The following is a 15,187-nucleotide window of genomic DNA, read 5'->3' on the forward strand; positions in this document are numbered from 1 at the left end:
GGCGGGGGAAACCGGGGCCGGCGCGGCGTCGGGAGGCCGGCGGGGCGGCGGGCACGGCGCCCGGCGCGGCTGGCGGGCCGCGACCGAGGCGGCGCTGTACGGCCCCGGCGGCTTCTACCGGCGGCCCGAGGGACCGGCCGGGCACTTCCGTACGTCCGTGCACGCCTCGCCGCTGTTCGCCGGGGCCGTGGCCCGGCTGCTGTGCCGGGTCGACGAGGCGCTGGGCCGGCCCGAGGTGCTGGACTTCGTCGACATGGGGGCGGGACGGGGCGAGCTGGTCACCGGCGTCCTCGCCGCCCTGCCGGCCGACGTGGCCGCCCGCGCGCGCGGATACGCAGTCGAGATCGCCGACCGTCCGGCGGACCTGGACGAACGGATCACCTGGCTGAGCGAACCGCCGGAGGCGGTGACGGGTCTGCTGTTCGCCAACGAGTGGCTGGACAACGTGCCCGTGGACGTCGCCGAGGTGGACTCCGCGGGCGTGCCCCGCCTGGTGCTGGTCGCGGCGGACGGCGCCGAGCGGCTCGGGGAGCCGGTGGCGGGCGCGGACGCGGACTGGCTGGCGCGGTGGTGGCCGCTGCCGCCAGAGGAGGGGCTGCGGGCGGAGATCGGGCGGCCCCGGGACCTGGCGTGGGCTGCCGTCGTGGACCGGGTCGTCCGGGGACTCGCGGTCGCCGTGGACTACGCGCACACCGCCGACGCGCGCCCCCCGTACGGCACCCTCACCGGCTTCCGGGAAGGGCGCGAGACGGCACCCGTGCCGGACGGGTCGTGCGACATCACGGCGCACGTCGCGCTGGACGCCGTCGCGGCGGCCCGCACGGCGCGCGCGTTCCCTGAAGCGGCGGGCGAGTCCTGTCGTAGGGACCCGAACACGGCGCGCACGCCCTCCGAAGCGGCGCACACGGCTCCCCGCGCGCCCAGCGACACAGCGCGCACGCTCCCCGCCGCGCGGCTCCTCAGCCAGCGCGACGCGTTGCGCGCCCTGGACGTCACCGGCGCACGCCCTCCCCTCACGCTCGCTTCCACGGACCCCACGGCCTACGTGCGCGCCCTCGCGAGCGCCGGGGAGGCCGCCGAACTCACCGCACCGGGCGGCCTCGGCGACTTCGGCTGGCTTCTCCAGCCGGTTGGAATCCCGGACCCACTCCTCTAGGCCCGCTGTCGGGCTGCGGGGTGCCCTATTTGTCGATGTCGCCGACCACGAAGAACATCGACCCCAGGATCGCCACCATGTCCGCCACCAGCGTCCCCGGCAGCAGCTCGGTCAGCGCCTGGATGTTGTTGTACGAGGCCGAGCGCAGCTTCAGCCGGTACGGCGTCTTCTCACCCTTGCTGACCAGGTAGTAGCCGTTGATCCCGAGCGGGTTCTCGGTCCACGCGTACGTGTGCCCCTCGGGTGCCTTCAGCACCTTGGGCAGCCGCTGGTTGATCGGGCCGGGCGGCAGCTCGGCGAGCCGGTCCAGGCACGCGTCGGCGAGGTCCAGCGCGTTGTGGGTCTGCTCCAGCAGGCACTCGAAGCGGGCGAGGCAGTCGCCCTCGCTCCGGGTGACGACCTTCAGCGTGTCCTGGAGCTCCCCGTACGCCAGGTACGGCTCGTCGCGGCGCAGGTCGAAGTCGACGCCCGAGGCGCGCGCGATGGGCCCGCTCACGCCGTAGGCGTGCACGGTCTCCGGCGCGAGCCTGCCCACGTCCCGCGTGCGCCCCCGGAAGATCTCGTTGCCGAGCACCAGGTCGTCGAACCGGTCCATGCGCGAGCGCACGTCCGCCACGGCGGCACGCGCGCGTGCGGTCCATCCGGCCGGCAGGTCCTCCTTCAGGCCCCCGACGCGGTTGAACATGTAGTGCATGCGCCCGCCGGAGATCTCCTCCATGACGTGCTGGAGCTCCTCGCGCTCCCGGAAGGCGTAGAAGATCGGGGTGATACCGCCGAGCTCCAGCGGGTACGACCCGAGGAACATCAGGTGGTTCAGCACCCGGTTCAGCTCGGCGAGCAGCGTGCGCGTCCACACCGCGCGCTCGGGGACCTCCATGCCGAGCATCCGCTCGACGGCGAGGACCACGCCCAGCTCGTTGGAGAACGCCGACAGCCAGTCGTGGCGGTTGGCGAGCATGATGATCTGGCGGTAGTCGCGCGCCTCGAAGAGCTTCTCCGCGCCCCGGTGCATGTAACCGATCACCGGCTCCGCGTGCCTGATGCGCTCGCCGTCCAGCACGAGCCGCAGGCGCAGCACCCCGTGCGTGGACGGGTGCTGAGGGCCGATGTTGAGCACCATGTCGGTGCTCTCGGCGGCGCCGCCGATGCCGACCGTGGTCTCCGTCGCAGTCATGGCCCCAGTCTCCCCTACGTACCCTGGCCCCATGGAGACGGGGAGCCCGGAAAACACGGAGGCGGGGCAGGACGAACCGGAGTGGCGCGGGCTGCCGCCCGGTCTGCTGCGCATGCGCCGGCTGCTGCTGGTGGTGTGGACGGGGCTGATCGCCCTGGTGGTGGGGCTGCTGCCCGGCCTGCTCGCCGGGCCCGCGTGGGCGGCGTTCGCGCTGGTGCCCCTGGCGCTCGGCGCCTGGTGCTGGCGGCTGCTCGGCCGCAACTGGCGCTCCTGGCGGTACGCCGAGCGCGCCGACGACCTGCTGATCAGCCGGGGCGTGCTGTGGCGCGAGGAGACCGTGGTGCCGTACGGGCGGATGCAGCTGGTGGAGGTCACCTCCGGGCCGGTCGAGCGGTACTTCGGGCTGGCCGGCGTACAGCTGCACACCGCGGCCGCCGCGACCGACGCGACCATCCCGGGCCTCGACCCGGCCGAGGCCGAACGGCTGCGCGACCGCCTCACCGAGCTGGGCGAGGCCCGATCGGCGGGCCTGTGACGACCCCGGACGCGGAGCCCGGCGCACCGGACGGCGAGGCGATAGCCGAGCGGCGGCTGCATCCCGTCACGCCCTTCCGGCGGGCGTGGGCGCCGGTCGCCGTGCTCTTCGGGTGGGCCGCGCACGACCCGAACGCCGCGCAGGAGCAGCTGACGCGACTGACCGGCACCATGCTCCTGGTGGGGCTCAGCGTGCTGGTCCCGGCGGCCGGGCTGTACGGCTTCCTGTCCTGGTGGTTCACGCACTTCGCGGTCACCGACACCGAGCTGCGCATCCGCACCGGGCTGCTGTTCCGGCGCACCGCGCACATCCGGCTGGAGCGCATCCAGGCCGTCGACCTCACGCGTCCGCTCCTCGGGCGCGTGGCGGGCGTCGCCAAGCTGCGGATCGATGTCCTCGGGGCCGAGAAGAAGGACGAACTCGCCTTCCTGGGTGAGCAGGAGGCGAGCGCCCTGCGTGCGGAGCTGCTCGCGCGCGCGGCCGGCTTCGCGCCCGAGACGGCGCACGAGGTCGGCGAGGCGCCGGCGCACGAGCTGTTGCACGTGCCCCCGCGCGGGCTCGCGCTCTCCCTGACGCTGTCGGGCGCCACCTGGCTCTACCTCGCCGCCGGGCTCGTCGTACCGCCCGTCCTGTGGCTCACCCTGCACAGCGTGTGGACCGTTCTCGCCGCCGCCGTCCCGCTGCTCGGCGGCGCGGTGGGCAGCAGCGCGGGGCGGTTCGCCACCGAGTACGACTGGACGGTGAGCGAGTCCCCAGACGGACTGCGCCTCGACCACGGCCTGCTCGACCGCACGCACGAGACGGTGCCGCCGGGGCGCGTGCAGACGGTGCGGATCGTGGAGCCGCTGCTGTGGCGGCCGTTCGGCTGGGTGCGGGTGGAGCTGGACGTGGCCGGGTCGGCGAACTCCGTGCTGGTCCCGGTCGCCCCGCGCGCGGTCGCCGAGTCCGTCGTCGCGCGCGTGCTGCCCGGCGTGGCCGTCCCCGCGTCCCTGTCCCGCCCGCCGCGGCGGGCCGGCCGGTGCGTGCCGGTGTGGTGGCGCGGACACGGCCTCGCCGTCACCGACACGGTCTTCGCCGCGCGGCACGGCCTGCTGCGCCGCCGCCTGTCCCTGGTCCCGCACGCGAAGGTGCAGAGCGTACGGCTCACTCAGGGCCCCTGGGGGCGCCTGTGGCGCCTCGCCGACGTCCATGTGGACACCGGGGCCGACAAGACCGTCACGGCCCGCCTGCGCGACGCCGAGGAGGCCGCCCGCCTCCTCCACGCCCAGGCGGCCCGCTCCCGTACCGGCCGCAGGACGGCCCGCCCGGACCGCTGGATGGCCTGACCCTCGGCATTCCCGGGCCCCCGGCCCCGGCAGGCCTCTGGGAACGCCTGAGCCCGGCTCACCCCCGTGGGGGAGCCGGGCTCTTGGGTGCGTCGGGCCGGTCGGGCCGGTCGGTTCAGGACGCCGCGCTGCGCAGGCCCTGGATGTCGATCTGCTCGGTCTCGTCGTGTGCGGTGAGGTCGATGACCTGGCCGATGCCGCGCGACCCGGCGTCGGCGGGCTTGAACTCGGCCTCGGTCTCGGCCTTGTGCAGAGCGAGCGCCTCCTGGCCCACGACGTCCGCGAGGTCCTCGTTCTGCACGGAGTCCAGCGCGGCGGACGACGTCTGCTTCTGGGTGCCGAAGAAATCGAACCCGCCCTCGACCATCGGGCGCCGAGCGGGCGCGGCCGGTACGACGGCCACGGCGGTCGGCACCGTGAAGTGCCCGGCGGGCTGCTGCACTTGGGACGTGGCGGGCAGGGCGGGCCGCTCCGGGGCGGCCACGCGCGCATGCCCTTCGGCCGCGTCGGCCGCGCCGCCTGCGTCGACTGCAACGGCCGGATCGGCCGACTCCAGATCCCGGCCCTCGTCCCCGACAGCGACGGACGCTTCGCTCACGCCCTCCGCAGCGCCTTCTCCTTTGGCTCCTTTGGCGACTACGGCGACCTCGGCGACGGCCTCGTGCTCGGCGGACTCAGGGTCAGCCGACTCGGACTCGGCGGCCACGGACTCAGCGACCTCGGACTCGGCGGCCTCGGGCTCAGCAGACCCCGGCTCAGCAGCTTCGGACTCCACGGACCCGGCCGCCTCGGACTCCGGCATCCCGGACGCCTCGCCGTCGAACCCTGCCAGCGCCTCCGCGGCCCGCCGGTACAGGCTCGCGCCCTCGGCCGAGAACACGGCAGGGTGCTCCGGCTGGTCCGGCTCGTCCTGCTTCTCCTCGGCCTCCACCGCCGGCGCCTCCGGCTGCCGCGCCGGCGGCAGCGCGGGCACACCGGACGGCGCGACCGTCTCGAGTTCCAGCAGCCGGCGCCCCTCCAGGGCGCTCGCGCGCTCGGTCTCCGCGGTGGCGTACCGGCGCAGCAGGGCCGCGTGCTCGTTGCGCAGCCCGGCCAGCTCGGCGCGCTTGGCGCGCAGCCGCTGCTCCAGCCGGGTGCGCAGCTCGCGCGACTCCTCCAGGTCGGTCTCCAGTTCGGCGACCCGTTCCTCGAACCGCCACTCGTCGCTGGCACGCGCGCGCGTGAGGTCGGCGACCTGCTTGCCGGCCTGCGCGTCCCAGCGGCGCATCACGACCGCGCCGAGGACCGCCGTCACCGCGGCGGCCCCGGCCAGCAGGCGCAGCACCGTGGCCTCGGAGAACACCCAGGGACCCAGCGCGCAGACGACGGAGACACCGGCGATCACCGAGGGCGGCAACAGCCGGTGCAAAGGCGGGGAATGGCGGTGGCGTCCACGTGGCATGGCCAGAAACTTACCGCGCGTAGGGGAATCGTGGACCCCCGCACCGTAAAAACACGGCCACACCGCGGGCCGCACATGCGTCGGCGTTGTCCGCACAGCGCGTCCGCGGCGTCCGCTCAGCGGTCGGACAGCCGTCCGCTGAGCCACTGCAGGGTCGCCGGGATCTCCCGTCGCCAGGTGTTGAAGTTGTGTCCGCCGCTGTCGAGGATGATCGACGAGATCCGGGTCCGGTTCGTGGCCTGCACCCGCTCTATGAACCTGAGCGTGTCCTTGTAGTTGTGCTCGCCGATCTTGCTGCTGGTGACGAGCAGCGAGGTGTCGGGCGCGGCCTCGTGCTGCAGGAGCCACCACAGGTCGGCACGATTCTGCAGGGTCTTGTCGCCGTGGAAGAGGTCACCGGTCGTGGGGTCGATCGGCGCCTTGTAGTACGGCGACAGGCCCGCGGCGGCGGCGTAGACGTTCGGGTGGTGCATGGCGAGCTTCAGCGCGCAGTAGCCGCCGGTGGAGTCGCCGACGATGCCCCAGCTGCCGGGCCGCTTGCCGACCCGGTAGTGGGCGAGCACGGCGTCCGGCAGATCCTTGGCGAAAAACGTCTCCGCCTGCGGGCCGCCCGGGATGTCCACGCACTCGGTGTCCCGCGGCGGCGCCACGGTCGGCCGCAGCATCACCAGGATCATCGGCTGCATCCGCCCGTCCTTGGCGAGGCTCTGCGCGGTCTGCGGGTAGTGCAGCTTGTTCACCAGCGCCTGGGCCGTACCGGGGTAGCCGGTCAGGACGACGGCCGCCGGGAACGTACGCGTGCGGTACTGCGGCTGGAAGTACTCGGGCGGCAGGTAGACGTACGCCGGTGTGGCGAGGTGGGTCTTGCGGCCCACGATGTCGACCTTCTGGATCTGACCGGTCGTCTGCGGCCGCGAGCCGTTCACGCCCTGCACCTTGGAGGTGGAGATCACCTGGAGCGGGCCGCCCGTACCGCCGTTGGTGCTGTGGTCGATGACGACACCCTGGTCGGTCTCCTGGCCGAACAGGTCCGCCCAGCTGGCGTAGAAGCCGAAAGCCTGGTTGGCGGCGATCCCCAGGGAACCGAAGAGCGCCAGCTGGGTGGCGAGGAGAATCCCGACGCGTCCGCTGACGGACCACCAGGTCCGCCGGGCCAGCCGCGGCCACCACCACACCGTCGCGACGAAGAGCACCGCCGCCAACGCGACCGCCAGCACCAGCACTTTGTTGCTCGTGAGTCCCATGGGCTGTTTCCTGCCTGCGCTTTCCGCCCTGACCTGCCCACACATTCGTTGCGAGGGCTTGCCCGAGGCTTTCCTTGGCCTTTGACCCGACTTTCCGGAGGGGAATGAACCTCACTCCCCGAGACACCGTCCTAGAGGGCGCAATGTCGCCGGATGCCCTGATCGGCACCGGGTTTCAAGGTCTCTCGCAGAACTACGGGATGCGATGTCTGTCAGGATAGATGGGGAAATGTCGGGTGGGGTTCCGGGCCGATCAAGCCGGGCGCGGCGCATACTGCGCGGCCCCCGCCCCGAGGCCGTTCCCACGCTCATCGCCAGGGCGTGCGTCCTCGTGGGCGTCCTGGACATCGCCGGGGGTGTCTTCCCCCGCTTCCGCCACAGCCGTATGCACGCGATGGCCGAGGTGCTGCCCGGCTCCTTCGGGCCCTTCGCGGCGGCCGTCTCGCTCGCGGACGGCGTGCTGTTGCTGCTGCTGGCGCACGGGCTCAGGCGGCGCAAGCGCCGGGCGTGGCGTGCCGCGGCCGTGCTGCTGCCGGCCGGCGCCGTCGCCCAGTTCGTGTACCGGCACTCGGTCGCCGGCGCGCTCATCTCGGCGGCGCTCCTGGTGGTGCTGCTACGGCACCGCGACGAGTTCGCGGCCCTGCCCGACCCACGCAGCCGCTGGCGGGCACTGGCCAACTTCGTTCTCATGGCGGCGGGTTCGCTCGTCCTCGGCCTGGTCATCGTCAGCGCCCACCCGAACCGCATGGTCGGCGACCCGAGCCTGGCCGACCGGCTGACGCACGTCGTCTACGGCCTGTTCGGCTTCGAGGGCCCCCTGGACTACGACGGCACCACGTCCTGGACGGTCGCCTTCTCCCTCGGCGCCCTCGGCTGGCTGACCGCGGTCACCACCATCTACCTCGCCTTCCGGCCCGAACACCCGGCCGCCCGCCTCACCGAGGAGGACGAGGCCAAACTCCGCGCCCTGCTGGACAAGCACGGCCGCCGCGACTCCCTCGGCCACTTCGCGCTGCGCCGCGACAAGGCGGTCGTCTTCTCCCCCAGCGGCAAGGCGGCCGTCACCTACCGCGTCGTCTCCGGGGTGATGCTGGCCAGCGGCGACCCGATCGGCGACGTCGAGGCCTGGCCCGGCGCCATCGAACGCTTCATGGACGAGGCCAAGGCCCACTCCTGGACCCCTGCGGTCATGGGCTGTTCGGAGACCGGCGGCGAGGTCTGGACCCGCGAGACCGGCCTGGACGCCCTGGAGCTGGGCGACGAGGCGGTGGTCGAGGTGGCGGATTTCTCGCTCGCCGGACGCGCGATGCGCAACGTGCGACAGATGGTCAAGCGCATCGAGCGAGCCGGCTACGAAACCCGGGTACGGCGCATCCGTGACCTCGGCGAGCCCGAACTGGCGCGCATCCGGCGGGCCGCGGAGGACTGGCGCGGCACCGACACCGAGCGCGGCTTCTCCATGGCGCTCGGCCGCGTCGGCGACCCCGCCGACGGCGACTGTCTGATCGCCACCGCCCACAAGCAGGACGACGAGCCCGGGGAGTACGGCGACCTGAAGGCGATCCTGCACTTCGTGCCCTGGGGCCCGGACGGCGCCTCCCTGGACCTGATGCGCCGGGACCGCACCGCCGACCCCGGCATGAACGAACTGCTCATCGTGGCCGCCCTCCAGGCCGCCCCGAAGTTCGGCATCACCCGGGTCTCGCTGAACTTCGCGATGTTCCGCTCCGCCCTCGCACGCGGGGAGAAGATCGGCGCCGGGCCGGTGCTGCGCGCCTGGCGCGGGCTGCTGGTGTTCCTCTCGCGCTGGTTCCAGATCGAGTCGCTGTACAAGTTCAACGCCAAGTTCCAGCCGCGCTGGGAACCGCGCTTCGTGGTCTACCGCGCCTCCGCCGACCTGCCCCGCATCGGCTTCGCCGCGATGCAGGCCGAGGGCTTCGTCAACCTCGCCCTCCCGCTGCCGCGCGCTCTGCGCCGGCGCAAAGTGGCCGCCGCGCGCCCCTGCGCGCACGCGGTCGCGGAACACGACGTCCGCGCGGCCTGAACCGACTCGCCGCACGGACCGGCTCGCGGACCGATCCGGCTCTTCGCCCCCCCCGGTCCGTGTCCCGGCGGCCCGGACGGAAGCCCGCCCCCTCCGGCACAGGGGCCTCCGTCCGGGCCGCGACGCGTTCGCGGCGCCCCCCTGGGCCTACGCTGAACGTATGAACAACCACAGCGGGCGCGGACGAGTGGCGGGCCTTCCGGCATGGGACCGGTGCGCGGTCATGGGAGTCGTCAACGTGACCCCCGATTCCTTCTCCGACGGCGGCCGCTGGTTCGACACGACCGTCGCCGTCAAGCACGGCCTGGACCTGGTCGCCGAGGGCGCGGACCTCGTCGACGTCGGCGGTGAGTCCACCCGCCCCGGCGCCACCCGGGTCGACGAGACCGAGGAGCTGCGCCGGGTCATCCCCGTCGTGCGCGGCCTCGCCTCCGAGGGCGTGGTCGTCTCCGTCGACACCATGCGCGCCTCCGTCGCCGAGCAGGCCCTCGCCGCCGGTGCCGCCCTCGTCAACGACGTCAGCGGCGGTCTCGCCGACCCCGCGATGATCCCCGTGGTCGCGGCCGCCGGCGCCCCCTTCGTCGTCATGCACTGGCGCGGCTTCCTCCAGGACGGCAACGTCAAGGGCGTCTACGAGGACGTCGTCACCGAAGTCGTGGACGAACTGCACGCGCGCGTGGAGGCCGTGCTGGCGGGCGGCATCGCCCCCGACCGGATCGTCGTCGACCCCGGCCTCGGCTTCTCCAAGGAGGCCGAGCACGACCTCGCCCTGCTCGCCCGCCTCGACCGGCTGCGCGCCCTTGGCCACCCGCTGCTCGTCGCCGCCTCCCGCAAGCGGTTCCTCGGCCGTGTCCTCGCCGGCCCCGACGGCGCACCCCCGCCGGCCCGCGAGCGCGACGCCGCCACCGCCGCCGTCTCCGCGCTCGCGGCACAGGCCGGCGCGTGGGCGGTACGCGTGCACGAGGTGCGCGCCACGGCCGACGCGGTACGGGTCGCGCGGGCCGTGGAAGAGGCGCGCACCGCACCCTCCCCCGCCCCGGCACCGCAGGCACCCCCCGCGGAAGGAGCCCGGTGAGCGCCCCGCACACCGATGTCGAGCAGGTGGAGGCCGCCAACACCGCCTTCTACGAGGCGATGGAGCGCGGCGACTTCGAGGAACTCTCCGCCCTCTGGCTCACCCCCGCCGACCTGGGCGTCGACGAGGAGTACCACGACCCGACGGACACCGGCGTGATCTCCTGCGTCCACCCCGGCTGGCCGGTGCTCACCGGCCGCGGCGAGGTCCTCAGGTCGTACGCCCTGATCATGGCGAACACCGACTACATCCAGTTCTTCCTCACCGACGTCCATGTCTCCGTCACCGGCGACACGGCCCTGGTGACCTGCACCGAGAACATCCTCAGCGGTGGCCCCGCCCCCGCGGACGGCGCGGAACTCGGCCCCCTGGTCGGACAGCTCGTCGTCGCCACCAACGTGTTCCGGCGCACCCCCCAGGGCTGGAAGATCTGGTCCCACCACGCCTCCCCCGTGCTGGCCGAGACCGACGAGGACGAGGAGGGCGACGAGCATGGCGTGAACGGCGTCGACCCCGACGGCGGTCCCCTCGCCTGAGCGGTCCGGTACCCCCGCGGGGCACGGGAAGTGGGCCGCGGGGACCAAGAAGTGGTTGGAATCACGAACCGCGGGGTAGGTGCGGCTACCAGCCCATGGCACGTCCGGGTTCTCCTGGGGAAACGGACGGTGAACCCTCCCCGTCCCGGCCCCGGCCCACGCCCTGGAAACCCGGCCGTGTCAGTGCCCGCAGGTAGATTCGTCTGAGGCCGGCGTGCCGCCCGCACGCGACACCGACCGGCCGTTCCCGACGATTGCAGGAGTGATTCGCGTGGATCGTGTCGCGCTGCGCGGCCTGAAGGCCCGCGGGCACCACGGTGTGTTCCCCAAGGAGCGCGAGGAGGGCCAGACCTTCATCGTGGACCTCGTCCTCGGCCTGGACACCCGGCCGGCCGCGGCGGACGACGACCTGGCGAAGACCGTGCACTACGGCATCGTGGCCGAGGAGGTCGTGGCCGTGGTCGAGGGCGAGCCGGTGAACCTGATCGAGACGCTCGCGGAGCGGATCGCCCAGACCTGCCTGAAGCACGAAGGGGTCCAGGAGGTCGAGGTGTGCGTCCACAAGCCGGACGCCCCGATCACCGTCCCCTTCGACGACGTGACCGTCACCATCATCCGGAGCCGAGTATGACCCGACCTTTCGCCCAGGGTCAGAGCGACCCGACCGTCCAGCCGGTGCCCGCCTCCGTCGTCAAGAAGGTCGACGACGCCGACACGACCCTTCAGAACCCCAAGTGGGCCGTGATCTCCCTCGGCTCCAACCTGGGCAACCGCCTGGAGACCCTCCAGGGCGCCGTCGACGCCCTGGAGGACACCCCGGGCGTGCGCGTCAAGGCCGTCTCCCCGGTGTACGAGACCGAGCCGTGGGGCGTCGAGCCCGGCAGCCAGCCCTCCTACTTCAACGCGGTCGTGGTCCTCAAGACCACCCTCCCGCCGTCCTCCCTGCTGGAGCGGGCGCACGCCGTCGAGGAGGCCTTCAACCGGGTCCGCGACGAACGCTGGGGCCCGCGCACGCTGGACGTCGACATCGTCGCCTACGCGAACGTCACCTCCGACGACCCGCAGCTGACCCTCCCCCACCCGCGCGCCCACGAACGCGCCTTCGTCCTCGCCCCCTGGTACGACGTGGACCCGGGGGCACAGCTGCCCGGCCGCGGCGCGGTGGCCGAACTCCTGGCGGCCGTGACCCGCAACGGCATCACGCCCCGCGCCGACCTGGAACTCCGACTGCCCGAGTAGTCGTTAAGGTCAAGACGACCACAGTCCGGGACCGGTCCGGGGGAGCTGAAGGGACACCGTGAAACAGCTGCGCATCAGGGTGCTGGCCGGCGTGTTCGTCGTGGCCGGAGTCCTGTCCTGGGCGGGAGCCCGCCTCTGGAACTCGATCGGGACCCTGCCCAGTGTCCCGCTGGCCGCCCCCATCGTGCTGACCCTGATCGCGGTGGTCCTGCTGTCCACGGCGCTCTCCCTGCGCGCCCGTCTCAAGGCGCAGCGCGAGCGCCGCCCCGGCGCGAAGGGCGTCGACCCCCTGATGGCCGCCCGCGCGGTCGTCTTCGGCCAGGCCAGTGCCCTGGTCGCCGCCCTCGTCGCCGGGATGTACGGCGGCACGGGCGTCCTCCTGCTGGAGCTCCTCGACATCCCCGCCCGCCGCGACCAGGCCTTCTACGCCGGATTCTCGGTCCTCGCGGGCATCGCCGTCATAGCGGCCGCCCTGTTCCTGGAGCGGGTCTGCAAGCTCCCGGAGGACGAGGACCAGAACCACCAGGGCGCCGAGCCGGCGGCCTGACCGGCTCAGCCCGGAGTTCGGCGCCCCGGCCGGCCGGTCGGCGCTCCGGGCCCCGGCGGACCGGCCAGCGCCCTAGCGGGCCGGTCAGCGCGCCATGATGAGGCTCATCGCCTCGTTGCGCGTCGCCGCGTCCCGCAGCTGTCCACGCACCGCCGAGGTGATGGTCTTCGCCCCGGGCTTGCGGATGCCCCGCATCGACATGCACATGTGCTCGCACTCGACGACCACGATCACGCCCCGGGGCTCGAGTATCTCCATCAGGGAGTCGGCGATCTGCGTGGTGAGTCGTTCCTGCACCTGCGGGCGGCGGGCGTAGACGTCGACCAGCCGGGCCAGCTTGGACAGGCCGGTGATCTTCCCTGTCACGGACGGGATGTAGCCGACGTGCGCGACGCCCCGGAACGGCACCAGATGGTGCTCACAGGTGCTGTAGACCTCGATGTCCTTCACGAGGACCATCTCGTCGTGTCCCAGGTCGAACGTCGTCGTCAGGACGTCCTCGGGCCGCTGCCACAGGCCCGCGAAGATCTCCTTGTACGCCCGCGCCACCCGCGCCGGCGTCTCCCTGAGGCCCTCCCGGTCCGGGTCCTCGCCGACCGCGATCAGCAGTTCCCGTACGGCGTTCTCGGCGCGCTTCTCGTCGAACTCGCCGATGGTTCCCTCACCGTCCAGGGTCACGGGGTCGGTCATCTGGTTCCTCGTTCCTGTGCCTCTCACGCGTGCGGCCACGCGTTCTCTGTGCGGACATGCGGAAATGCCGCGCCCCCCAGGCTAAAACCTGGGGGGCGCGGCATTCATTCCGGGCCGCCGTGGCCGAAAGCCATCAGCCCTCGGAGCGGTCCTCCGGGGTCTGGTCCGTCAGCGGGGCTGACTCCGACGCCGTGGACTTGGCCGTGCTGATCGCCGCCGTCGCGCCGTTCGCACCGTTCGTCAGGGCCAGCTCCTTGGGGGAGAGCACCGGCGGACGGGTGGACGGGGTGCGGCGGGAGGAGCCGGTCCAGGCGGGCCGCGGCGGGCGCTTGACGATCGGGGCGAAGATCTCGGCGATCTCCTCCTTGCCCAGGGTCTCCTTCTCCAGCAGGTGAAGGACGAGCTGGTCGAGCACGTCGCGGTTCTCGACCAGGATCTCCCAGGCCTCGTTGTGCGCGGTCTCGATGAGCTTCTTGACCTCTTCGTCGACCAGCGCGGCGACCTCTTCCGAGTAGTCGCGCTGGTGAGCCATCTCACGGCCGAGGAAGGGCTCGCTGTTGTCGCCGCCGAACTTGATGGCGCCGAGCCGCTCGGTCATGCCGTACTGGGTGACCATCGCGCGGGCCAGGTTGGTGGCCTTCTCGATGTCGTTGGCGGCACCGGTGGTCGGGTCGTGGAAGACCAGTTCCTCGGCCGCCCGGCCGCCCAGCATGTAGGCGAGCTGGTCGAGCATCTCGTTGCGCGTGGTCGAGTACTTGTCCTCGTCCGGGAGCACCATCGTGTAGCCGAGGGCGCGGCCGCGGGACAGGATCGTGATCTTGTGGACCGGGTCGGAGTTCGGCGAGGCCGCCGCGACCAGGGCGTGGCCGCCCTCGTGGTACGCGGTGATCTTCTTCTCCTTGTCCGACATGATCCGGGTCCGCTTCTGCGGGCCCGCGACCACGCGGTCGATCGCTTCGTCCAGCGCCTTGTTGTCGATCAGCTTCTGGTCGCTGCGGGCGGTGAGCAGCGCGGCCTCGTTCAGCACGTTGGCGAGGTCGGCACCGGTCATGCCCGGGGTCCGGCGGGCGACGGCGGCCAGGTCGACGTCGTGCGCGACCGGCTTGCCCTTCTGGTGGACCTTGAGGATCTCCAGACGGCCCTGCAGGTCCGGCGGGTCGACCGCGATCTGCCGGTCGAAGCGGCCCGGGCGCAGCAGCGCCGGGTCGAGGATGTCGGGCCGGTTGGTGGCGGCGATCAGGATGACGCCGCCCTTCACGTCGAAGCCGTCCATCTCGACGAGCAGCTGGTTCAGGGTCTGCTCGCGCTCGTCGTGACCACCGCCGAGGCCGGCGCCGCGGTGGCGGCCGACCGCGTCGATCTCGTCGACGAAGACGATCGCCGGGGCGTTCGCCTTGGCCTGCTCGAACAGGTCACGGACTCGGGAGGCACCGACACCGACGAACATCTCGACGAAGTCGGAACCGGAGATCGAGTAGAAGGGCACCCCGGCCTCGCCGGCGACGGCGCGCGCGAGGAGGGTCTTGCCCGTACCGGGGCGGCCGTAGAGCAGCACGCCCTTGGGGATCTTGGCGCCGACGGCCTGGAACTTGGCCGGCTCCTGCAGGAACTCCTTGATCTCGTGGAGCTCCTCGACGGCCTCGTCGCAGCCGGCGACGTCGGAGAAGGTGGTCTTCGGGGTGTCCTTGGTGATGAGCTTGGCCTTGGACTTGCCGAAGTTCATGACCCGGGAGCCGCCGCCCTGCATCTGATTCATCAGGAACAGGAAGACGACCACGATCAGAACGAAGGGCAGCAGCGAGAGCAGGACGCCGACGAACGGGTTCTGCTTGGACGGCGAGACCGTGTAGCCGTCCGGAATCTGCTTGTCCTGGTACTTGGTCTGCAGCGTGTTGGCGATGGTCACGCCCTGGTCGCCGATGTAGCTCGCCTGGATCTTCGAGCTGCCCTCGACCTTCTGGCCGTCCTTGAGCGTGACCTTGACGGTCTGCTCGTCACCGGTGGTGAGCTTGGCCGACTCGACCTTGTTGGCGTTGATCGCCGCCACGACCTGGCCGGTGTCCACCGTCTTGTAGCCGCCGGACGAGCCGACGACCTGCATCAACACGACCACGGCAAGGACGGCCAGCACGATCCACATGACCGGCCCACGGAAGTATCGCTTCACGTCCATCCATACGG

Annotated in this window: 14 protein-coding genes; 9 read left to right on the forward strand and 5 right to left on the reverse strand. The window is 72.3% G+C overall.

Features of this window, described 5'->3' with window-relative positions:
• The first annotated feature begins 94 nt into the window (after positions 1-94).
• The gene (locus ABZ865_RS15735) at positions 95-1,156 is read left to right on the forward strand and encodes an SAM-dependent methyltransferase (protein ID WP_361231164.1); all 1,062 of its coding nucleotides are present in this window, start codon (positions 95-97) and stop codon (positions 1,154-1,156) included.
• 25 nt (positions 1,157-1,181) lie between these two features.
• Here the strand turns inward: ABZ865_RS15735 and ABZ865_RS15740 are convergent, their stop codons facing one another.
• Positions 1,182-2,330, reverse strand: coding sequence for an NADH-quinone oxidoreductase subunit D (locus tag ABZ865_RS15740; RefSeq protein ID WP_361229892.1), 1,149 nt, complete (start codon positions 2,328-2,330; stop codon positions 1,182-1,184).
• A 31-nt stretch (positions 2,331-2,361) separates the two neighbouring features.
• On the opposite strand from ABZ865_RS15740, the gene ABZ865_RS15745 reads away from it, so the two are divergent.
• Both ABZ865_RS15745 and ABZ865_RS15750 read left to right on the forward strand, forming a co-directional pair.
• Entirely contained in the window at positions 2,362-2,865 is a 504-nt protein-coding gene (locus tag ABZ865_RS15745) for a PH domain-containing protein (RefSeq protein ID WP_361229895.1), read from the forward strand.
• Positions 2,862-4,190, forward strand: a complete 1,329-nt coding sequence (locus tag ABZ865_RS15750; protein WP_361229898.1) for a PH domain-containing protein — start codon at positions 2,862-2,864, stop codon at positions 4,188-4,190. The genes ABZ865_RS15745 and ABZ865_RS15750 overlap by 4 nt, the downstream gene beginning before the upstream one ends.
• Positions 4,191-4,305: 115 nt before the next feature.
• Here the strand turns inward: ABZ865_RS15750 and ABZ865_RS15755 are convergent, their stop codons facing one another.
• Positions 4,306-5,631, reverse strand: a complete 1,326-nt coding sequence (locus ABZ865_RS15755) for a hypothetical protein (RefSeq protein WP_361229901.1) — start codon at positions 5,629-5,631, stop codon at positions 4,306-4,308.
• A gap of 116 nt (positions 5,632-5,747) precedes the next feature.
• Positions 5,748-6,875 carry an alpha/beta hydrolase-fold protein gene (locus ABZ865_RS15760; RefSeq protein ID WP_361229904.1) on the reverse strand — a complete coding sequence of 376 codons (1,128 nt, stop codon included), beginning with the start codon at positions 6,873-6,875 and terminating at the stop codon, positions 5,748-5,750.
• Between the two features lie 229 nt (positions 6,876-7,104).
• On the opposite strand from ABZ865_RS15760, the gene ABZ865_RS15765 reads away from it, so the two are divergent.
• The 6 genes from ABZ865_RS15765 to ABZ865_RS15790 all read left to right on the forward strand — a co-directional run bounded on the left by ABZ865_RS15765 (position 7,105) and on the right by ABZ865_RS15790 (position 12,316).
• Positions 7,105-8,919 carry a phosphatidylglycerol lysyltransferase domain-containing protein gene (locus tag ABZ865_RS15765; RefSeq protein WP_361229907.1) on the forward strand — a complete coding sequence of 605 codons (1,815 nt, stop codon included), beginning with the start codon at positions 7,105-7,107 and terminating at the stop codon, positions 8,917-8,919.
• A gap of 160 nt (positions 8,920-9,079) precedes the next feature.
• Positions 9,080-9,994 carry a dihydropteroate synthase gene (gene folP, locus ABZ865_RS15770; RefSeq protein ID WP_361229910.1) on the forward strand — a complete coding sequence of 305 codons (915 nt, stop codon included), beginning with the start codon at positions 9,080-9,082 and terminating at the stop codon, positions 9,992-9,994.
• Positions 9,991-10,530: a nuclear transport factor 2 family protein gene (locus tag ABZ865_RS15775; RefSeq protein WP_361229912.1), complete on the forward strand. Its 540-nt coding sequence runs from the start codon at positions 9,991-9,993 to the stop codon at positions 10,528-10,530. The genes folP and ABZ865_RS15775 overlap by 4 nt, the downstream gene beginning before the upstream one ends.
• Positions 10,531-10,801: 271 nt before the next feature.
• Entirely contained in the window at positions 10,802-11,161 is a 360-nt protein-coding gene (gene folB, locus ABZ865_RS15780) for a dihydroneopterin aldolase (RefSeq protein WP_100827527.1), read from the forward strand.
• Positions 11,158-11,769, forward strand: a complete 612-nt coding sequence (folK, locus tag ABZ865_RS15785) for a 2-amino-4-hydroxy-6-hydroxymethyldihydropteridine diphosphokinase (protein ID WP_361229916.1) — start codon at positions 11,158-11,160, stop codon at positions 11,767-11,769. Before folB ends, folK begins: the two co-directional genes overlap by 4 nt.
• Before the next feature lie 58 nt (positions 11,770-11,827).
• The gene (locus ABZ865_RS15790; RefSeq protein ID WP_361229919.1) at positions 11,828-12,316 is read left to right on the forward strand and encodes a DUF3180 domain-containing protein; all 489 of its coding nucleotides are present in this window, start codon (positions 11,828-11,830) and stop codon (positions 12,314-12,316) included.
• Positions 12,317-12,400: 84 nt separating this feature from the next.
• On the opposite strand, the gene folE is transcribed toward ABZ865_RS15790, so the two are convergent.
• Both folE and ftsH read right to left on the reverse strand, forming a co-directional pair.
• Positions 12,401-13,006, reverse strand: a complete 606-nt coding sequence (folE, locus tag ABZ865_RS15795) for a GTP cyclohydrolase I FolE (RefSeq protein WP_361229923.1) — start codon at positions 13,004-13,006, stop codon at positions 12,401-12,403.
• A gap of 133 nt (positions 13,007-13,139) precedes the next feature.
• The gene (gene ftsH / locus ABZ865_RS15800; RefSeq protein WP_361229926.1) at positions 13,140-15,179 is read right to left on the reverse strand and encodes an ATP-dependent zinc metalloprotease FtsH; all 2,040 of its coding nucleotides are present in this window, start codon (positions 15,177-15,179) and stop codon (positions 13,140-13,142) included.
• Positions 15,180-15,187 lie beyond the last annotated feature (8 nt).

The sequence above is a fragment of the Streptomyces sp. NPDC047085 genome (assembly GCF_040643735.1).
In the GTDB taxonomy this organism is placed as follows: Bacteria; Actinomycetota; Actinomycetes; order Streptomycetales; family Streptomycetaceae; genus Streptomyces.